Origin of the sequence: Marinobacterium maritimum (assembly GCF_039523155.1) — a bacterium.
GTDB classification, from domain to species: Bacteria; Pseudomonadota; Gammaproteobacteria; order Pseudomonadales; family Balneatricaceae; genus Marinobacterium; species Marinobacterium maritimum.
Genome location: NZ_BAAAET010000001.1, coordinates 828,798 through 847,368, shown reverse-complemented (window position 1 = coordinate 847,368; position 18,571 = coordinate 828,798). Strand labels below are relative to the sequence as shown.

Here is an 18,571-nt window from a genome sequence, read left to right as displayed (position 1 = left end):
GGCAGTGGATACCTGACCGATCGACCATAGTCTGGCTCAGAGTACCGTCTGAGCCACCTCTTCCGGCTCACGACGGTAGTTGAGCAGACAGGAGAGCGCCGGCAGCAGAATAAGCGCACCCAGCATGTTGAGCAGGAACATGAAAGTGAGCAGGATGCCCATGTCGGCCTGGAAACGGATCGGTGAAAAGGTCCAGAGAACTACTCCGATCGCCAGGGTCAGGCCGGTAAAGGCCACCGATTTGCCCGTACTGCGCAGTGTCGCCAGATAGGCCTCCGGGAGTTCCATTCCCTGCTGCAGGTAGGTATTCAGCCGCGAATAGATGTAGATGCCATAGTCGACCCCAATGCCCACGCCCAGCGCAATCACCGGCAGGGTCGCCACCTTGACGCCGATGCCCAGCTTCGCCATCAGTGCCTGGCACAACAGCGAGGTCAGCGCCAGCGGCAGGATGATACAGGCCACCGTACGTATGGAGCGGAAAGTCAGCAGGCAGAGCAGGCTGACCACACCATAGACCCAGAGCAGCATCTCGTATTGGGCGTCCGCGATCACCTCGTTGGTTGCAGCCTCAAAGCCTGCGTTGCCCGCGCCCATCAAAAAGCTGATCTCGTCACTATTGTGACGTTCGCCGAAATGCTCGACGGCAGTCGAGACTCGCTGCAACGTCGCCGCCTTGTGGTCCTCCAGGAACAGGATCACCGGCAACAATGAGCAGTTGGCGTTCATCAGCCCTGCGGGCACATAACGCAGCGACGAGTTAATGATGTACTGGTTACGGCTGACGCTGCGCCATTTCAGATTGCCTTCATTCAGCCCGGCCGTCACCCGCTCAGCCACATCGACCAGGGAAACACTGCTTTGTATACCCGGCACATCCGACAGGTAGTACTGGAAACGATCCACCAACTGCAGGGTATCGAAGCGGCTGCACTGCTCCGCCGGCGTTTTTACCATCACCACGAAGACATCACTGGAGTTACTGTAGTTCGCCGTGATGTAGGCATTGTCCTGGTTATAGCGTGAGTTTTCGCGCAACTCCGGCGCACCGGCACTGAGGTCACCGATCTGCAGATCACGGCTGGCACCCAGCCCGTACCAGGCCAGAAGCGCCGCAGCAGTAATGGCGATCAACGCACCACGAGGACGGGAAAAGCGTACCAGGGAACGCCAGATAATCGCACTGCGCTCCACACCATGACGCGCCTTGTGAATCGCTTTCTGCCCCACTCCGGTCCAGGAGATCAGCAGCGGCAGCAACAGCAGGTTGGTCACAACGATCACCAGCACGCCTAGTGAAGCCGCCACGGCCAGGTCCTTGATCACCTGAATATCGATCACCATCAGGGTGACAAATCCCAGCCCATCGGACAGCAACGCCGTGAAGCCGGCGATAAAAATCGTACGAAATGCCTTACGTGCGGCACTCAGCTTACAGGCCCCGGCTGCTGCCTCGATGCGCACGTTATTGACTACCTGCACACCGTGGCTCACCCCGATGGCGAACACCAGAAAGGGTACCAGCATCGAATAGGGATCCAGGCCATAGCCCAGCCAGCGCAATAATCCCAGTTGCCAGACTACGGCAATCACCGAGCAAAACAGCGGAACCAGCGTGCCGGCAAGGCTGTGCGAGTAGAGATAAAGCAGGACCAGCGTGACCAGAAAGGCGATACCGAAGAAGGCTGCCACCTGTGCCGCACCATCGATCAGATCACCCACCACCTTGGCAAAGCCGGTGATATGGATCTCGATACGGTCAGACTGGTATTTGTCGCGTACCAGGTTTTCCAGCCGCTGCGAAAACTGCTGGTAGTTCAGCTTTTCACCGGTCTCGGGAATTCGCTCGAACAGCGGCACCTGAATCAGCGCAGAGCGGAAATCATTAGACACCAGACGCCCCAGCTGCCCGGAGCGCAGGATATTGACCTTGAGCTGCTCCAGTGAGGCCGGCGAGCCATCATAATCGTCCGGGATCACCGGGCCGCCGACAAAGCCTTCCTCTGTGACTTCGGTCCAACGCACATTAGGCGTCCAAATCGATTTCAGTGCCGAGCGATCGACTCCAGGCAGAAAGAACAGCTCATCGGTAACCTCTTTGAGTGTTTGCTGGAACTCGGGCTGCAGGATGTCGCCCTCTTTCGCCGCCACCACCACGCGGATGCTGTTACCCAGCCCAGCCAAGTCAACACGATGCTCCAGATAGTTGGCTACATGAGGGTGAGTCGCCGGTATCATTTTGACGAAGCTTGCATCAGGACGGATCTGTATCGCCTGCCAGCCCAGCAACAGGGTCAGCAACATAAACACCAGCGCCACAGGCAGTCGATAGCCGAACAATACTCGTTCAATCAGTTTTTCACTGCCTCGGATCGGCGCCAGCAGCAACGTATCGAGTCGACTCATTGTGCACCTCCTTGTGTCAGCTCTGACAGCTCAACTCTGTGCACACCGCCCTCACCGGCCAGCAGCAGGCGTTCATCCAGCAACAGCCCCGCGGTGTAGCTGAAACGGGGCACCGGTTGTACCGGCACAAAACCCTGTGCCTGCCGCTGCAGTACGACGCCCCCCTGCCCCAGCAGATATAATTGGCCATCACGGGTAATTGCACCATTGAGCGAAGCCCGAGTGGCGACTCGTTCCGGCTGCCAGTCAATACCATCGGTTGAACTGAACAGGTGGCCACGCAGGCCCAGAAGATAGAAGCGATCACTTTCAGCCAGCGCGAAAAACGAGCCTTCGTAGGGTGATGCCGCTGGCTGCCAATTGAGCCCCTGATCATCACTGTACAGGAGGAGTCCTGCTTCCCCTGCCAGCAACATGCGCCCGTCCTGGCCTTGCAGCATCGCATTCAGATGCAGTCGATCCGGGTTGGGGAGTGTATGACCAAGGCTCACCCAGCTTCGACCGCCATCATCTGTTCGGAACAGCACTCCATAGGCCCCAAGCACGTATCCTTGCTGTCGGTTCAGGAACATCAGCCCCAGCAGCGTCGGCATGACACCTTCCTCGAACGATACCTGCAGATCTTCCAGCTGCCATTGCCAATCCTCCCTGATACCCGCGTCGGATTCACCCTGGATTGCCTGTTCCAGATCACTGAGCTGTTGGCGCAGAAGGTCCTGGCCGGATGTCTGGAGTTGCCAGGTATCACCTCCGTCATCAGTACGCATGATGACGCCATCATGCCCCACGGCCCAACCTCGTGTCGCAGTGACCATCTGTACGTCAGTCAGCAATACCGAGACGGGTGAGATGCTTTGCTGCCAACTTTGGCCTCGGTCGTCAGAATAGAGGATGCTTCCCTGCTCGCCGACCGCCAGCAGGCGATTGCGCCCCGGGACTTCGACAAGATCGAGCAATAGCCCCCGCGTGGCACCCGCTGAGTGAAGCGCGGGTTGCTGTACCCGGTCAAAGGGTGTTGCAGCCAGCAGTGGGTGTAAGGGCTGCGCAAGGAGACATGCCAGCACCAGGCTGGGTAACAGAAATTTGTGCATGAAGGACCCGTTTTTGTTGTCATTATCGGGAACCCGGTCGCCAAGGCGCCGGCATCTTGGTGACATACAGGATCAGGGACCAGCGCTCATGCAGCAATGGCATAACTCGCCTGATTCACTGACATTCCGCGTCAGTGAATCAAATAGACAGGTTTTTTCCGTCCTTTAGTGCCTGGTCATCGATCTGCAACTGCTGGCGATAGGCGTCACTGCGACGAAACTCGCCAGGCGTCATACCCGTCCAGCGCTTGAAAGAGCGAAAAAAAGCCGAGGGGTCATCAAAGCCCATCAGTTCAGCCACATCATTGATGGAGAGCTGAGGTGAGCTCATGTAATGAAATGCCGCCCGCTTGCGGCACTCATCCTTGATCGTCTGGTAGGAGGTATTTTCTTCCAACAGGCGCCGTCGCAAGGTCGACACCGACAGGTTCAGCGTTGATGCAATCGACTCGGCACTGGGTAACGGACGACTGAAGTCCTTACCAATTAACGCCTCCACCTGGGAGGTCAGTGTCGCATCATCATTGACCATGGCGATCAACTGGAAAGGTGCGGTTTTAAGGAAGCTGCGCAGCGTCTGCTCGGTTTGAACCGGTGGTTGATCCAGATAGCGAGCAGCGAACACAAGGGCGTTTTCGTGTTGATCAAACCGCACTTCAGATCGGAACAGCTTCTGATAGATATCAGCGTCCGAGGGTGTCGGGAAACTGAAATAGGCCGCTTTCAACTCAACCTGAGCACCCAGCAGCCAACTGATGAAGTGGTGCCACATGGAGAGCGACGTACGGATACGTTCCGGCGTTTCCTGCTGCAACAGGGTATCCAGATCCATCTCGGCATGATCGGTCGGGGCAAAGGATACCTTGGCATAACGCCCCTTGCGGACCAGCACCGGCTTGACCTGTGCACCCCGGCAAATTTCGTGAAAAGCGCTGGCGCGATAAATCACTTTCTCCAGCGTTGGGCAATGGATAATGGCATGGCACATCATGCGAAAGGTCCCATTGGGCACCTTACCACCGCTAATCATGCCAAAATACTCATCCTGAGCGATATACATCAGCCGCTGGTAGAGTGCACCGAATCGCTCGGCGCTGAATTCGGTACGAGTATCTATCTCCGCCGCATCAATGCCGACCGTCTGCAGTAGTTCATCCGTGTCAAAGCCTTGAGCCCGTGCCTGTTGCAGCAGGTTAACCACATACCCCGTCGGCACTGTCACTGTGCGCTGTATCACCTTATTCACCTGTATGTCTTTTTATTTTCGTCAACGAATCTACTGCATTCGGACTACTTTTGTCAGTCATTCTGCACCGGAATGTCATTGAGAAGCCATCGGCGGCCATGGATTATGGGCAACATGGATTAGCCCGAGGTACTCAGCACAACAAAGAAAAACACCTGTTTTTCAGCACATTACCTTTGGCCAGTTTTCCGCATGACCGAACCAGGATAACAATAACAACCTATCGGTGACCGAAATGGAAATAAAAAACGGCACATTTTTTCATCGTTTCAGACAGATCCCGGGCACCCGCCCGACTCTGCTCGCGCTGTTGGTCGCAGCGGCACCCGCTGCACAGGCAATTCAGTTTAATCTGGGTGACGTCGAGGGCCGCTTCGACTCCCAACTGTCAGTCGGTGCCAGCTGGCGCCTCGAAGACCAGGATCCGGCACTGATATCCCGCCCCAACGGTGGCACCAGTGACGGCTCCGGCAGCTATGATGACGGCGACCAGAACTTCGAGCAGGGCGAAACCTTCTCCAAGGTGTTCAAGGGGATCCACGAACTGGATCTGCGCTACGACAATGTCGGTTTTTTCGCCCGCGGCAAGTACTGGTTCGATTTTGAGCTGGAACGTGAAGGGAGACCACATGGTCACGCCCCTAATGGTTACCAGCCAGCTGGCGAACTCAATGACGACAACTTCAACGACTATGCCCAGTTTTCCGGTGCCGAGCTGCTCGACGCCTATATCTACGGCGCTTTTGATCTCGGCAGTGAAGGCCAGCACCCACTGGATGTCCGCATCGGTCGCCAGGTGGTCAACTGGGGTGAAAGTGCCTTCATTCAGGGCGGCATCAATAGCATCAACACCATCGACGTCAGTGCCATCCGCCGCCCCGGCGCTGAAGTCAGGGACGCCCTTCTGCCCGCCAACCAGATCTTCGCCTCACTGGGCCTGAACGAGAACCTGAGTGTCGAGGGTTTCTACCAGTTACAGTGGGAGCCAACTGCCATCGACGGTTGCGGTACCTATTTTTCCACCAATGATTTCGCCGCCGAGGGCTGTAACGGGATTCGTATCCCGTTGCCACTGACCGATCAGCAGTATTTCGATACCGCTTTTACCGCCACAGCGCTGGGCTTTGACCCCGTGGTTTACCGCCATGCTGATGGTCGCCGCGAGGCCGATGACGACGGTCAGTTTGGCGTGGCATTCCGCTATTTTGCCGAGGAGCTGCACAATACAGAATTTGGCTTTTACTACTCCCGCTTTAACAGCCGCCTGCCGGTTACCAGCGGTGTGAACACTCCGGTCTCGGCCGCGGATCTGGCTGCTATTGGCCAGGCTGCCGCCACTCAGTACATTATCAACAATGCCGCTAACCCGCTTGCACCAACACCGGCCGAACTAGAGGCTGCCACAGCCGCAGGCCAAGCAGCCGCGGTACAGGCCGGTACAGCTGGGGTCTTCCAGAGCCGCTATTACACTTCCTATCCGGAAGAGATCGATATGGTCGGTCTTAGCTTCAACACCAATGTCGGTGACCTGGCATGGTCCGGCGAGATCTCTTACAAGCGCGACGTCCCGGTTCAGGTCAACGGCCCTCTGCTGGTGGGTGCCATCCTGACCCAATTCTCCGGTGGTATAGGCAATACCGCTGCCGACCAGTTGGTCACCGCAGCCGGCCCCGGTGGCGAAGTTCAGGGCTACGGCCTGTTCGATGTCACCCAGGTGCAGACCAGTTTGGTCAGCTTCCACGACCGGGTGCTGGGCGCCAGCCGCCTGTCACTGGTCGGTGAATTGGGCTGGACACACGTGCACGGTCTGGATGAAGACGTTAACGCACTCAAGTACGGCCGTGCCGGCAACTTCGGCTACGCTGCCGGGGATGACGAAGGTTTCGTTACCCAGGATTCCCTGGGCTATGTAGTGCGTGCCTCGCTGACCTACCCCAACGCGATCGCAGGGGTCAGTCTGAGCCCTCAAGTCAGCTTCAAGCATGGCGTTTACGGTAACGGTCCAGAACCGGGTGCCGCCTTCCGCGAAGGTGAAAAGGCATTGGGCCTTACGCTGACCGCCGATTATCTGAACCAGTACCGATTGCAGCTCGGCTACACCAATTTCTTTGGTGGTGACTACAACGCCATCGCGGACCGGGACTTCCTGTCACTCAGTGCTTCGGTATCCTTTTGATTCAGGGTTGAGGAGATATAACAATGACAACACGCTTTCCGACCAAACCTTTACTGTTGGCTCTGGCCATCGCACTGCCCGCTCAGGCCGCCGTTTCTCCCGAACAGGCTGCCAAACTGGGCCAATCACTGACACCGGTGGGTGCCGAGATGCAGGGCAATGCCGATGGCAGCATCCCGGCCTGGAATGGCGGGCTGGCCCGGAATGATCAGCGCTACACCAACCCTTTTGCCGACGAACAACCGCTGTTCGTGATCACCGCAGACAATGTCGACCAGTATGCCGACCGGCTCAGCCCCGGCCAGCTGGCCTTGTTCCAGCGCTATCCTGACAGTTTCCGCATGCCGGTCTATACGACACACCGGACAGCAGCCTACCCAGACGCCGTGTATGAGAAGGCACGTAACAACGCGCTGCGTACCGAGCTGACCGAGGACGGCAACGGGCTGCACAACTTCGATGAGACTCTCGCCTTCCCGATCCCTCAAAACGGCCTCGAAGTGATCTGGAACCATATCACCCGCTACCGTGGTGGCGCGCTGGAACGCACCTTCGTACAGGTACCGGTGCAAACCAACGGCGCCTTCACCCCGATCAGAATCAACGAAAAGATGAGCTGGCCCAGTTATCTCAAGGACAAGGAGGCATCGGACAATAACAATATCCTGCTCTATTTCGTGCAACAGGTAGAGGCGCCCGCCCGCTTGACCGGTGAAGTACTGTTGGTTCATGAGACCCTGAACCAGGTGCAGCAGGCACGCCAGGCCTGGACCTATAATGCCGGTCAGCGTCGTGTACGTCGTGCACCGCAGATCGCCTATGATGCACCGGGCACCGCATCAGATGGCCAGCGTACCACCGATAACCTGGATATCTTTAACGGCGCTCCCGACCGCTATAACTGGAAACTGATCGGCAAACAGGAGCTGTATATTCCCTACAACAGCTTCAACCTGGCAGACCGGGGCCTCAAGTATGAAGAGATCCTGCAACCGGGGCACCTGAATCCCGAGCATACCCGCTATGAGCTGCACCGTGTTTGGAAAGTGGAAGCATCGCTGAAGGATGGTGAGCGCCACATTTACGGCAAGCGGGTGTTCTATATCGACGAGGACAGCTGGCAGATCGCCATCGCCGATCACTATGATACTCGCGGCCAGCTTTGGCGCGTAGCCGAAGGGCATGCTTTCCCTTACCGGGATGCGCTGATCCCCTGGTATAGCGCCGAAGCGCTGTACGACCTGCAGTCCGGTCGCTATCTGGTGGGCTGCCTGACCAATGAAGAGGGGCAGGGTTTCGATTTCAACCAGCGCTTCAAGTACAGCGATTTCACGCCACAGGCGATCCGCCGCCTGGGACGCTGAATTCAATTATGACCGCCTGCCGGGTTTCCGGTGGGCGGTTTTTTCGTGCCTGATATTTCACCCCAAAAAACTGTCGCGATATCCGTTTCAGCAACAGGTCGGCAGCAAGTCTGAGCGCTCATCCCTGCTCGCCATGCAGCAATGCCATGACCCTGGCCAAATCCGGCATATGACCGAAGTGCGCCCCGCCAGCCGGTAGCACCTCCCAGTTTGCTTTGGAGTCGGTATGCAGATGCGCCACAATTTCGCCATCCAGCTCACCATCGAGTAATCCTGCCGGCACCCAGTACAGCCCTGTACCCCTTAGCGGGTTAGGCACAGGCGAGCCACAGCAGGAACAAAAATCGCTGCGAAAGCCGGTATCACGGGTGTAGGTGCGGATCAGTTCCTCGCCGGCACGCCATTGGAAATGGTCGTCAGGCACCAGGGTTGCGGCATTGGCACCCGCACCACCCTGTTTACGGCACAAAGAGCAATGGCATTGATAGAGATTGAAACGATTGCCAGTCAGTTCAAACTTCACTTGACCACATAGACACTGGCCTTCCATGACAGCTCCTATTAACGGTTCGGGTTGTTTTCAAATGACCTGTATTCCAAAGCCTTCCTTGACAGCCAGCTTCAGCGCTCCAATTGAGGCAAGGTATCAAAGCCGGGTATACAATCCAGCTTATCCACCCATTCAGCTTTGCTGCCCAGAAAAATTCTGGCATCGGGTTTGATGTCCACGGCTGTATCCAGGCTGCCCGACGGGACAACCAGCAAATTCAAATGCTCGTCATGGGTTGGTAACGCGGACCCACAGTTCAGGCAGAAACTCTTGGAATGTTGGGTTTTATCCAATCGGTAGGTTCTGACACTTTCCCGCCCTTTGAGCCAGTTGAGTGTGGCTGACCGCGAAAACAGATTGGCGGCATGAGCAGAGCCAGTATCTTTCCGGCAGTGCTCACAGTAACAGAGAAAGAATGAGTCGAAGTTACCCTCTACTTCAAATTGCACCCTGTTGCACAAACACGCCCCACGGTGTTTTCTATCCATAGCTCCCTCCTTGTCAGCGGCCATATCCAATGATTTCGCTCATGACCTTCACGATAATCCCTGTGTATAGTAATGCGCGAGTGTCACGGACAGGAACACAGGCTCATGATGCAGGATGCAGAATCAAATCGCCGCCCCCTGGCGGTAAGAAGTCTAGCCATTAGTCACAGGATTGCACGCTGGCTCAGTCGTCGGCAGATTACCCCCAACCAGATCTCGGTCATGAGCGTCGTGTTTGCCGCACTGGGATTTGTTTCCCTGCTCGGTTATGCCTCTCTTGAGCGGGGTGCATTTTTGCTGCTATTGGCAGCAATATGCATCCAGCTTCGGCTGCTGTGCAACCTCTTTGACGGCATGGTAGCCGTAGAGGGCGGTCAACAAACGCCGGCCGGTGAACTGTTCAATGACCTTCCCGACCGTATAGCCGACCCCCTGTTCATCATCGGAGCCGGGCTTGTCACGCAAAGCGCTTATGGCATGCCATTGGCATGGGGTTGTGCCCTGCTGGCTGTCATGACCGCTTATGTACGTGTGCTGGGCGTCAGCATGGGCGGGCCTGCCGACTTCAGGGGCCCCATGGCCAAGCAGCACCGAATGGCGTTGCTGACACTCGCCTTCATCACCCTCTCTGCACTGGAGTTAACGCAGGTGCTGCCTGACATCCGGGCATATCTGATGGAGTCCGTTCTTGTACTCATGCTGGTCGGCCTGCTCGCCACTCTGTGGCGCCGAGTTCAAGGGATCTATCGCTACCACAGCAACAACCCATCCTGACCGGGAATCGACATGGACTTGTCACTGACTTCCTTTATTCCACACCATTCGATGTTACTGATGGCAGCCGTGCTGGCAGCCTTGATCATCGCACAAGCCATCTATCAGTGGCTGAACATGAGCCGTCCTGAGCATGACTATACCGAGCTTCATCTACGTATCCGCTCCTGGTGGTGGATGATCGCGATTGTGTTCGTCGTGTTACTGCTGCCGCTGAGTTACACGATCTTATTTATTGGCTTCCTGAGCTTTATGGCGCTTAAGGAGTTTCTCTCGATAGTGCCTACTCGGATGACCGACCGCCGCGTCATCTTCTGGGCCTACCTATCCATACCTGCACAGTATTACTGGATGTCGATGGACTGGTACGGCATGTTCATCATTTTCATTCCAGTCTACATCTTTCTGTTTCTGCCATTGATATTGGTGCTTATCGGAGAGACCAAAGGCTTTATCCGCTCCGCCGGCATTATTCATTGGGGCGTGATGTTGACGGTCTTCTGCCTCAGCCATGCCGGCTATCTGCTGTTATTGCCCACCAAAAACGAACAGGCGGGCGCTATCGGACTGGTTCTTTTTCTTTTGGTGATGACTCAGTTCAATGATGTTTGCCAGTACGTATCGGGCAAACTGTTCGGACGACGCAAGATCGTTCCCAAAGTCAGCCCGAACAAAACCTGGGCCGGCTTTATCGGGGGCACGGTTACCGTTACAGCCATTTCCATATTGCTGGCTCCCTACCTTACGCCGCTCAGCTGGAAAGAGGGACTGCTGGCGGGCATGATCATCTCCGTTGGCGGCTTTGTAGGCGACCTTGTGATCTCAGCCGTGAAGCGCGACCTGCAAATCAAGGATACCGGACACTTGATCCCCGGACATGGCGGCATTCTCGACCGGATAGACAGCCTGATGTTTACCTCGCCGCTGTTCTTCCATTACATCTATTACCTGCACTACTGAGCTTGCATGGACAGAATACTCAAAATGCTTTTCGTACTGTTGATCGCCAAGCCGCTGGTCAACCTGGCCCTGGGCATCAACCTCCGGCAACTGGAAAAACTGCCCCGCCAGGGCCCTTATATCCTGGCGGCTAACCACAACAGTCATCTGGACGTGCTGGTTCTGCTCTCCCTGTTCCCCATCAGCGCAGTCCACCGGGTACGACCTGTTGCCGCCGCCGACTACTTCCTGTCCAATCCGCTGCGGGCCTGGTTCTCGCTCCATGTGCTAGGCATCATCCCGCTGCAGCGCACACCCGATCGCAAAAACCTGGATACCCTGTTTGGCCAGTGCTCCGAGTCACTGGATAAGGGCGAAATTCTGATCATCTTTCCCGAGGGCAGTCGCGGTAAACCCGAGGTAATGGGTCCCATCAAAAAAGGCATCTACCGACTGCTCAAGGACCGTCAGGATTGTGCTGTCATGCCGATCATGATGCGTGGCCTGGGTCGAGCCCTGCCAAGAGGGACTGCACGCCTTGTGCCCTTCAACTGCGACGTGGTCATCGGTCAATCAATGACCGAACTTGGGGATCCAGCGAAATTTGTATCCCGTCTGCAGGCGGATTTTGATGAACTGTCGACCTATTGCCTGACGTCGACACTGGCAGAGGAAGAGTAGCAACGCCGTTCAGCCGACGGTCTGTTCAGACCGTCTCCGGATCACCTTCAAACAGGCAGCCATATCATTTTGACCGGCAAGCGACTGCTGATGCTGCACGACCCCAATGACAACTGGGTCAACGCCAATGTACAGGAAACCGAGTTGCGCCATATCCAACCGTGGGCCAAGACCAGAGTCTGGGAGACTCATATCCGGGCCAGATGTTCAAAGACGAGGTAGTACGTATAGATCAGGCAATGACCAGCGAGTTTGCGTTATTACCCAACCTTGGCAAGCCAGGCGCGGCGGGACCTGGGTGGTCATTTAATGGCGCGTCGCCCTGACGCGCCGGTGAATCGAGGGTTGAGCCGAGAGGGCCAGGCTAGTTGATCGCCCGCTCACACCCTTCCCAGTAGGGCTTGCGCAGATCCATCTTGCGCAGCTTGCCGGCTCCGGTCATGGGGAAGGGCTGCTCGCGAAAATCGATGCTGCGCGGGCACTTGTAGCCGGCGATTACCTCCTTGCAGACGGCGATCAGCTCCGCTTCGGTCACGTCCTCGCCGGGCTTAAGCCGGACGATAGCATGTACCGCCTCGCCCCACTGCTCGCTGGGGATGCCAATCACCACCGCCTCGTGCACCGCCGGGTGCCGGCTGAGGGCACTCTCCACCTCGGCGGAGAAAACGTTTTCACCTCCGGACACGATCATGTCCTTGACCCGGTCCACCAGAAACAGGAAGCCGTCCTCGTCCAGATAACCGGCGTCACCGGTGTGCACCCAGCCGTCAACCAGAGTCTTTGCGGTCTGCTCCGGCTGATTCCAGTACCCCAACATGGCGTTGGGGCCGCTGATGAGCACCTCCCCCACCTCACCGGGCAGCAGACTGTTGCCCTCGCCATCGATCACCTTGATTTCGACCACAGGCCCGGGTTGACCTGCCGAGCGCAGCTTGCCTGCATTGGGGCCCTCAAATACGTGATATTCGGGGCGCAAGATGCAGCCCATGGGCGCCAGTTCGGTCTGACCGTAGGCCTGGTAGAACGCCACCTGTGGCAACTTGCTTATGGCCTGGCGCAGGGTGCCTTCCGGCATTGGTGAGGCACCGTAAATGATCTTGTCGAGGGAGCTGATATCGGCACCATCAAAGGCGTTCTGCTCCAGCATCATGGCAACCATAGTGGGTACCAGCAGCACGTCGGTCACCCGATGGGTATCGATCGCCTGCGCCACCGCCATCGGCTGGAAGGCAGGAATGAATACGTGGGTATTGCCAGCGATGGTGTTTGCCATGGACATGGCGGCGTCGGCCACGTGGAACATGGGAGCGGCGTGCAGATAACGAATGCCGGCACGGTTGAAATCCAGCCCCGCCATAGCACCGATGGAGCTGGAGTAGAAATTGCGGTGGGAGATCATTACTCCCTTGGGAAAACCGGTAGTGCCTCCGGTGTAGAAAATCCCCAGCAAGTCATCATTGCCCCGTCGTGCATCCTCTACCGGTTCGGCCTGCTCCAGCAGCGCCTCATAGTTGAGCATCCCGGCGGGGGTCTCGCCGTCGCCCATATAGATGAACTGGGTGACGCTTTCGCTGCTGTCACGGATCGCTTCGGCCACCGACAGGAAGGCGTCGTCCACCAACAGTACGCTGCTGCCCGAATCCTCCAGGGAGTAAACGTTTTCCGCCGCCGACCAGCGGGTATTGAGCGGCACCAGCACTGCTCCCGCCCAGGGCACTGCGAAGAAATATTCGTAGTAACGGTCGGAGTTGAGGGCCAGTATCGCCACCCGGTCGCCGGTGTTGATGCCGATCTTCTGCATCCCTCCGGCCAGGCGGGCGACGCGCTGCTGCAGCTGGGCAAAGGTCTGCTGGCGCTCACCGCAGAGAGTCGCAATGGCGCCGGGCTTAATCTGGGCGGAACGGCGGATTGGCTGAGTACAGTACATGGTGTTCCTCTTGTTATTATCTTGGTGGTTATGGCCCCACTATAGGGCCGTCAGCACGATGCGCTCTTTTCTTCACACGCCAACCTGTTTGTCTGTATATGCCAACCTGGGCAACGCCCCTGAGGTAAAGGTTAGACCCCGCTGCTGGATATCCCGGTATCGATTATCCGCTCGCTTGCGATTAAGCACGACTTGATCAACGCCTGCGCGGTATGGCCATACCGCTAGCCCAGGATTATTCGGGCCACGCACAGGGTATTGGCAAATCCAACAAAATAAGTTTGGCGGTTTTCTTTTGATTCACTTTCTTTGGGCAGTCTAAAGAATGAGCTTAAAACCCTGCATAGTGGATGATTCGCCCACTTTAGAGCTGTAGGCGCCCCGGCCGCTATTCAAAGCGGCTGAAGTCCGGCACCCGCTTCTCTCCCAACGCTGCAATCGCCTCGGCCAACTCGCCATAATTCACAGCCCCAGCGAGAACCTCCAGCTCCGCTGCCAGCGCACGTTCCACACCGGGCTGACGACTGTCACGCAGTAACTTTTTGCTGTCGCGCATGGCTTTCGGCGGCATCGCAGCCAAGCTCTGGGCCACGGTCAGCGCGCGGTCCAGCGCCTCGCCGTCACCGACCACTTCATTGATCAGTCCCAGCGCCTCAGCGCGCTGGCCATCAACTGCCTTGCCCAGCAGCAGCAGTTCCGCCGCCCGCCGTTCCCCCAACAGTCGCGGCAGCAGGTAGCTGGAGGCGAACTCCGGGCAGATCCCCAGCTGCACAAATGGCATCTTGAACAGCGCCGAGCGGCCGGAATAAACCAGGTCGCAGTGCAACAGCAGGGTGGTACCGATTCCCACCGCTGCGCCCTCAACTGCAGCCACCACCGGTTTGGGGAAGTCATTCAGGGCCCGCATAAAGTTGAAGATCGGATGGTCGGCATCGCGGATCGGATTGCCTAAAAAGTCTTCCAGGTCATTGCCGCTGCAAAAGCAACCCTCGCTGCCACTGATCACCAGCACGCGCACCGCCGGGTCATCCGCAGCGGCCTTCAATTCGACGCTGAGCCGGTGGTAGATCGCGGCCGACAAGGCGTTACGTCGCGCGATATTGTTCAACTGCAGTTGACGCACCGCACCCTGATTACTCACCAGGACGCTATTTAAGTCTGTCATGGATTACTCCTGTTATATTTTTTAACTGATGGCTTTAAGGGACTTGGGGATACTGCCGCAAGGCGGCTGCAGCTTCGCCCTCGGCGCGGAGGGGTGGATTACTTGGTCGAGAGTGTCCGAATACAACCGGCTCATAAGCAAATTCGAGAAACGAGCAGGCCCCCTCTCCCGGTTAGCCGAGTTACTGGGTTCTGGCGAGACTGGTAACAGCTCCCTTTTTTATAAGCGCGTCGGATTGTCTCCACTTGTATGCTAGAAACCCCGTACCGAAAACTCGCTCAGCGGTAAAAGAACATGCGAATACGTCCTTCAGCATGAGGCAATCCGCGTTCTGATATGCCGAGGACTATCCAGCTTGAGAAACCATCACATTAAGGCCGCAAGGAGAAGGGGGCCCTCGCGGCCTTTAGAAGGCTCATTCAAGATCTAGTCCGCAAGTAACTCACGGCCGATGATCAGTTTCATCACTTCGCTGGTACCGCCGTAGATGCACTGCACACGTGAGTCGGCAAAAGCACGTGCCACCGGATACTCCCACATGTAGCCGTAGCCACCGTGCAGCTGCACGCAGCGGTTGGTCAGCTTGAACTGGAACTCTGACGCCAGCAGTTTAGCCTTGGATGCCGTCACCGCATCCAGTTTGCCTTCTACGTGCAACTCCAGGCAGCGGTCCACAAACACGCGCATGGCAGTTAACTCGGCAGCCAACTCGGCCAGTTCGAACTGGGTATTCTGGAAGGTGGCGATCGACTTGCCGAACGCCTTGCGATCCTTCACATACTCCACGGTCTGCTGCAGGATGGAATCAGCACTGGCAATGGCCATGATGGCAATACTCAGACGCTCCTGAGGCAGTTCCTGCATCAAGTACTTGAAGCCCATGCCCTCTTCACCCAACAGGTTTTCGGCCGGAACGCGCATATCCTGGAAGAACAGCTCTGAAGTATCCTGCGCCTTGAGGCCCACTTTCTCCAGGTTAGTGCCTTTTTCAAAGCCGGGCGTGCCCGCTTCCACCAGGATCAGGCTGATCCCCTTGGCACCTGCCGCTGGGTCGGTTTTGCAGACCACAATCACCAGGTCGGCATGCTGGCCGTTGGTGATGAAGGTCTTGGAACCGTTGATCACCCACTCGTCACCATCACGGACGGCTGTCGTCTTGACGCCTTGCAGGTCGGACCCCGTACCCGGCTCCGTCATGGCGATTGCTCCCACAATGTTGCCACTCAGACATCCGGGCATATACTTGTCTTTCTGTGCCTCGCTGCCGTGATTGAGGATATAGGGCACGACAATGTCGGAATGCAGGCCAAAACCGATGCCGGACAGGCCCAGACGAGCCGCCTCTTCAATGACAATGGCGTTGTAGCGGTAATCCACACCCACACCGCCGTACGCTTCAGGTACTGTTGGTGCCAGGAAACCCTGTTCACCTGCCTTGCGCCAAAGCTCACGGTCGATCTGACCATCCTTTTCCCATTGTGAATGGTAGGGTACGGCTTCGGTCTCGAAGAATTTGCTTACGCTGTCGCGAAACTGCTCGTGTTCGCTTTCATATACGGTTCTTGGGATCATGCTACTCCCTCCTTTCTATTGGTTACTGGAAGGTTTTGCCGGCAGCCAGGGTGCTGACCACGATCTCCGGCGCCTTGAACCGCTCGCCGTAGCGGGCGGCCAGCTCATTGCAGCGATCGATGAAACGTGACAATCCGTAGGTATTTACGAACTGGAGGTAACCACCGGTCCAGGCCGGTGCACCGATACCCAGGATCGAGCCGATATTGCCGTCGGCCACGGTACGCAGCACGCCTTCCTGCAGGCAGCGCAGACTTTCGATCACATTGGAGAACAGCAAACGATCCTTGATATCCGCATCGCTGATTTCGACTTCAGGCTTGTAGTACCGGTCCAGCACCTGGCTGGAAACGGTCTTGCCGCTCTCGCTGTAATCGAAGTAACCGCCGCCATAATGACGTCCTTTGCGGTCCAGCTCATGCACCATATTGGACAGCAGCGCTATCCCCTCGGGGCGCTCCATCGCATTGGCCTGGCGTTTGCCCATGGTTGACTGAGTTTCATCGATACGCACGGTGAGTTGCTGACTGACTTCGTCATGAACGGTCAGCGGCCCCACCGGCATGCCGATTGCCTTGCCCAGCGCATCAATACGCTGCGGGTGCACCCCTTCGGCGACCAGCTGTGCCGCTTCGAACAACTGAGAGCCGAAGGTACGGGAGGTGAAGAAACCGAGATGGTCGTTGACTACAATCGGCGTCTTGCGAATCTGGCGCACATAGTCGAACGCTTTAGCCAGGGTTTCATCGCTGGTCTGTTCACCGCAGATCAGTTCCACCAGCGGCATCTTGTCGACCGGCGAGAAGAAGTGAATACCGATAAAATTGGCCGGTTTTTCAGAGGCCTCCGCCAAGCGAGTGATCGGCAGGGTCGAGGTATTGGAGCCCCAGACGCCGCCTTCGGCGAGATAGGGTTCGCTGGCACGGGTAAGCTTGTGCTTCAGCTCCACATCTTCGAATACCGCCTCGACGATCAAATCACAGCCTTCCAGATCTTCATCACGATCGGTCGCAGTGATCAGTCCCAGCAGCCCCTCTTTCTGTCCCTCATCAGCCCGACCACGTTGAATCGCCTTATCCATCAGTTTGGCACTGTAGGCCTTGCCCTTCTCGGCAGCCTCAAGCGAAACGTCCTTCAACACGACTTCGATACCGACCTTGGCGGAAACAAAGGCGATCCCCTGCCCCATCATGCCGGCACCCAGGATGCCCACTTTCTTCACGCTGGCAGGCGCAATGCCATCCGGACGGCTTGCACCACCGTTCACCTTGTTCATCTGAAAGAAGAAGGCCGTGATCATGTTCTTGGCCTGAGGCGTCGTTACCAATGAGGCCAGGTTCCGTGTCTCGATGCGCAATGCCGTATCCAGGTCCAGCTTGGCCGCCTCGACCGCAGTATCAAGAATTCGCTCTGGCGCAGGCAGCAAACCACGGGTCTTTTGCATCACCATGTAAGGGGCCATGATTGCAGTCTGCTGTACTTTCGGGTTAGCCAGATTACCGCCCGGGATCTTGAACCCCTTGCGATCCCAAGGCTGCTGCGCTGCTTCTTCGTTATTCCCCTGTGCCAGGATCCAGGCTTTGGCTTGTGGCAACAGCTCATCGAGGCTGTCTACAGTGGCATCTATAAGGCCGGCAGACAGCGCCTGTTTGACGTTTGTCTTCTTGCCTTCGAGCAGGTAAAGCAATGCCTTTTCCAGACCCAGCAGGTTGGTCAGCCGCACCACACCGCCCGCACCGGGCAGCAGGCCCAGCGACACTTCCGGCAGACCAACGACCACTGACTTGTCATTCCAGGCCAAACGATAATTACACGCCAGACAGATTTCGAAACCACCGCCAAGCGCCGCACCATTGATCGCGGCAACAACCGGTACCGGCAATTTTTCCAGGCGCCGCAGCCAACCCTTTTCGGTTTCCACCCGGTTAAAGAACTGCTCTTCGCTTCTTTTATCAATCGCCAACAGATCTTTCAGGTCGCCGCCGGCGAAGAAGGTTGACTTGGCTGAAGCAAAAATTACACCGGTCAGGTCGCTTTCCGCCTCAAGATGGGCAATGGTCGCACCCATCGCATCACCATACTCAGCATTCATTGCGTTGACGGGGCCCGTCATGTTCATAGTGATAACGACGATGCCGTCGCTGTCTTTCTTATAGTCGAATACGTTCATTTTCTGGTTACCTAATCCTGTT

At 56.9% G+C, this 18,571-nt stretch carries 14 protein-coding genes; 5 read left to right on the top strand and 9 right to left on the bottom strand.

Translation table 11 applies throughout. The annotated features are described in order from the left end of the window. Window positions 1-36 precede the first annotated feature (36 nt). The 3 genes from ABD013_RS03795 to ABD013_RS03785 all read right to left on the bottom strand — a co-directional run bounded on the left by ABD013_RS03795 (window position 37) and on the right by ABD013_RS03785 (window position 4,734). The gene (locus tag ABD013_RS03795; RefSeq protein ID WP_343802498.1) at window positions 37-2,406 is read right to left on the bottom strand and encodes an efflux RND transporter permease subunit; all 2,370 of its coding nucleotides are present in this window, start codon (window positions 2,404-2,406) and stop codon (window positions 37-39) included. Beyond that, the gene (locus tag ABD013_RS03790) at window positions 2,403-3,497 is read right to left on the bottom strand and encodes a WD40/YVTN/BNR-like repeat-containing protein (protein ID WP_343802495.1); all 1,095 of its coding nucleotides are present in this window, start codon (window positions 3,495-3,497) and stop codon (window positions 2,403-2,405) included. The genes ABD013_RS03795 and ABD013_RS03790 overlap by 4 nt, the downstream gene beginning before the upstream one ends. Window positions 3,498-3,636: 139 nt before the next feature. Continuing rightward, entirely contained in the window at window positions 3,637-4,734 is a 1,098-nt protein-coding gene (locus ABD013_RS03785; RefSeq protein ID WP_343803970.1) for an AraC family transcriptional regulator, read from the bottom strand. 244 nt (window positions 4,735-4,978) lie between these two features. On the opposite strand from ABD013_RS03785, the gene ABD013_RS03780 reads away from it, so the two are divergent. Further along, window positions 4,979-6,919 (top strand): DUF1302 domain-containing protein, encoded by a 1,941-nt coding sequence (locus ABD013_RS03780; protein ID WP_343802492.1) that lies wholly within the window; start codon window positions 4,979-4,981, stop codon window positions 6,917-6,919. Window positions 6,920-6,942: 23 nt separating this feature from the next. Then, window positions 6,943-8,283, top strand: coding sequence for a DUF1329 domain-containing protein (locus tag ABD013_RS03775; protein ID WP_343802489.1), 1,341 nt, complete (start codon window positions 6,943-6,945; stop codon window positions 8,281-8,283). Window positions 8,284-8,401: 118 nt separating this feature from the next. On the opposite strand, the gene ABD013_RS03770 is transcribed toward ABD013_RS03775, so the two are convergent. Continuing rightward, complete coding sequence (locus ABD013_RS03770; RefSeq protein ID WP_343802487.1) at window positions 8,402-8,833, bottom strand: GFA family protein; 432 nt, start codon at window positions 8,831-8,833, stop codon at window positions 8,402-8,404. Between the two features lie 71 nt (window positions 8,834-8,904). Next, entirely contained in the window at window positions 8,905-9,321 is a 417-nt protein-coding gene (locus tag ABD013_RS03765) for a GFA family protein (RefSeq protein ID WP_343802484.1), read from the bottom strand. Window positions 9,322-9,426: 105 nt separating this feature from the next. Between ABD013_RS03765 and ABD013_RS03760 the strand changes: the two genes are divergently transcribed. Genes ABD013_RS03760 through ABD013_RS03750 form a run of 3 tightly spaced genes read left to right on the top strand, consistent with a single transcriptional unit; the run spans window position 9,427 to window position 11,715 of the window. Next, window positions 9,427-10,095: a CDP-alcohol phosphatidyltransferase family protein gene (locus ABD013_RS03760; RefSeq protein ID WP_343802481.1), complete on the top strand. Its 669-nt coding sequence runs from the start codon at window positions 9,427-9,429 to the stop codon at window positions 10,093-10,095. A gap of 12 nt (window positions 10,096-10,107) precedes the next feature. Next, complete coding sequence (locus ABD013_RS03755; protein WP_343802478.1) at window positions 10,108-11,055, top strand: phosphatidate cytidylyltransferase; 948 nt, start codon at window positions 10,108-10,110, stop codon at window positions 11,053-11,055. Between the two features lie 24 nt (window positions 11,056-11,079). Beyond that, entirely contained in the window at window positions 11,080-11,715 is a 636-nt protein-coding gene (locus tag ABD013_RS03750) for a lysophospholipid acyltransferase family protein (protein WP_343802475.1), read from the top strand. A 364-nt stretch (window positions 11,716-12,079) separates the two neighbouring features. On the opposite strand, the gene ABD013_RS03745 is transcribed toward ABD013_RS03750, so the two are convergent. The 4 genes from ABD013_RS03745 to ABD013_RS03730 all read right to left on the bottom strand — a co-directional run bounded on the left by ABD013_RS03745 (window position 12,080) and on the right by ABD013_RS03730 (window position 18,549). Beyond that, complete coding sequence (locus tag ABD013_RS03745; protein ID WP_343802472.1) at window positions 12,080-13,642, bottom strand: long-chain-fatty-acid--CoA ligase; 1,563 nt, start codon at window positions 13,640-13,642, stop codon at window positions 12,080-12,082. 388 nt (window positions 13,643-14,030) lie between these two features. Continuing rightward, the gene (locus tag ABD013_RS03740; RefSeq protein WP_343802469.1) at window positions 14,031-14,807 is read right to left on the bottom strand and encodes an enoyl-CoA hydratase-related protein; all 777 of its coding nucleotides are present in this window, start codon (window positions 14,805-14,807) and stop codon (window positions 14,031-14,033) included. Between the two features lie 426 nt (window positions 14,808-15,233). After that, on the bottom strand, window positions 15,234-16,379 hold the full coding sequence (locus ABD013_RS03735; protein WP_343802466.1) for an acyl-CoA dehydrogenase family protein: 1,146 nt from the start codon (window positions 16,377-16,379) through the stop codon (window positions 15,234-15,236). Between the two features lie 22 nt (window positions 16,380-16,401). Then, window positions 16,402-18,549, bottom strand: a complete 2,148-nt coding sequence (locus tag ABD013_RS03730; protein WP_343802463.1) for a 3-hydroxyacyl-CoA dehydrogenase NAD-binding domain-containing protein — start codon at window positions 18,547-18,549, stop codon at window positions 16,402-16,404. Window positions 18,550-18,571: the final 22 nt, after the last annotated feature.

Excerpts from the sequence above, each read along its gene's own strand:
- ABD013_RS03795 (WP_343802498.1), bottom strand. The coding sequence starts at position 2,406 with ATGAGTCGACTCGATACGTTGCTGCTGGCGCCGATCCGAGGCAGTGAA.
- ABD013_RS03790 (WP_343802495.1), bottom strand. The coding sequence starts at position 3,497 with ATGCACAAATTTCTGTTACCCAGCCTGGTGCTGGCATGTCTCCTTGCG.
- ABD013_RS03780 (WP_343802492.1), top strand. The coding sequence starts at position 4,979 with ATGGAAATAAAAAACGGCACATTTTTTCATCGTTTCAGACAGATCCCG.
- ABD013_RS03775 (WP_343802489.1), top strand. The coding sequence starts at position 6,943 with ATGACAACACGCTTTCCGACCAAACCTTTACTGTTGGCTCTGGCCATC.
- ABD013_RS03770 (WP_343802487.1), bottom strand. The coding sequence starts at position 8,833 with ATGGAAGGCCAGTGTCTATGTGGTCAAGTGAAGTTTGAACTGACTGGC.
- ABD013_RS03765 (WP_343802484.1), bottom strand. The coding sequence starts at position 9,321 with ATGGATAGAAAACACCGTGGGGCGTGTTTGTGCAACAGGGTGCAATTT.
- ABD013_RS03760 (WP_343802481.1), top strand. The coding sequence starts at position 9,427 with ATGATGCAGGATGCAGAATCAAATCGCCGCCCCCTGGCGGTAAGAAGT.
- ABD013_RS03755 (WP_343802478.1), top strand. The coding sequence starts at position 10,108 with ATGGACTTGTCACTGACTTCCTTTATTCCACACCATTCGATGTTACTG.
- ABD013_RS03750 (WP_343802475.1), top strand. The coding sequence starts at position 11,080 with ATGCTTTTCGTACTGTTGATCGCCAAGCCGCTGGTCAACCTGGCCCTG.
- ABD013_RS03745 (WP_343802472.1), bottom strand. The coding sequence starts at position 13,642 with ATGTACTGTACTCAGCCAATCCGCCGTTCCGCCCAGATTAAGCCCGGC.
- ABD013_RS03740 (WP_343802469.1), bottom strand. The coding sequence starts at position 14,807 with ATGACAGACTTAAATAGCGTCCTGGTGAGTAATCAGGGTGCGGTGCGT.
- ABD013_RS03735 (WP_343802466.1), bottom strand. The coding sequence starts at position 16,379 with ATGATCCCAAGAACCGTATATGAAAGCGAACACGAGCAGTTTCGCGAC.
- ABD013_RS03730 (WP_343802463.1), bottom strand. The coding sequence starts at position 18,549 with ATGAACGTATTCGACTATAAGAAAGACAGCGACGGCATCGTCGTTATC.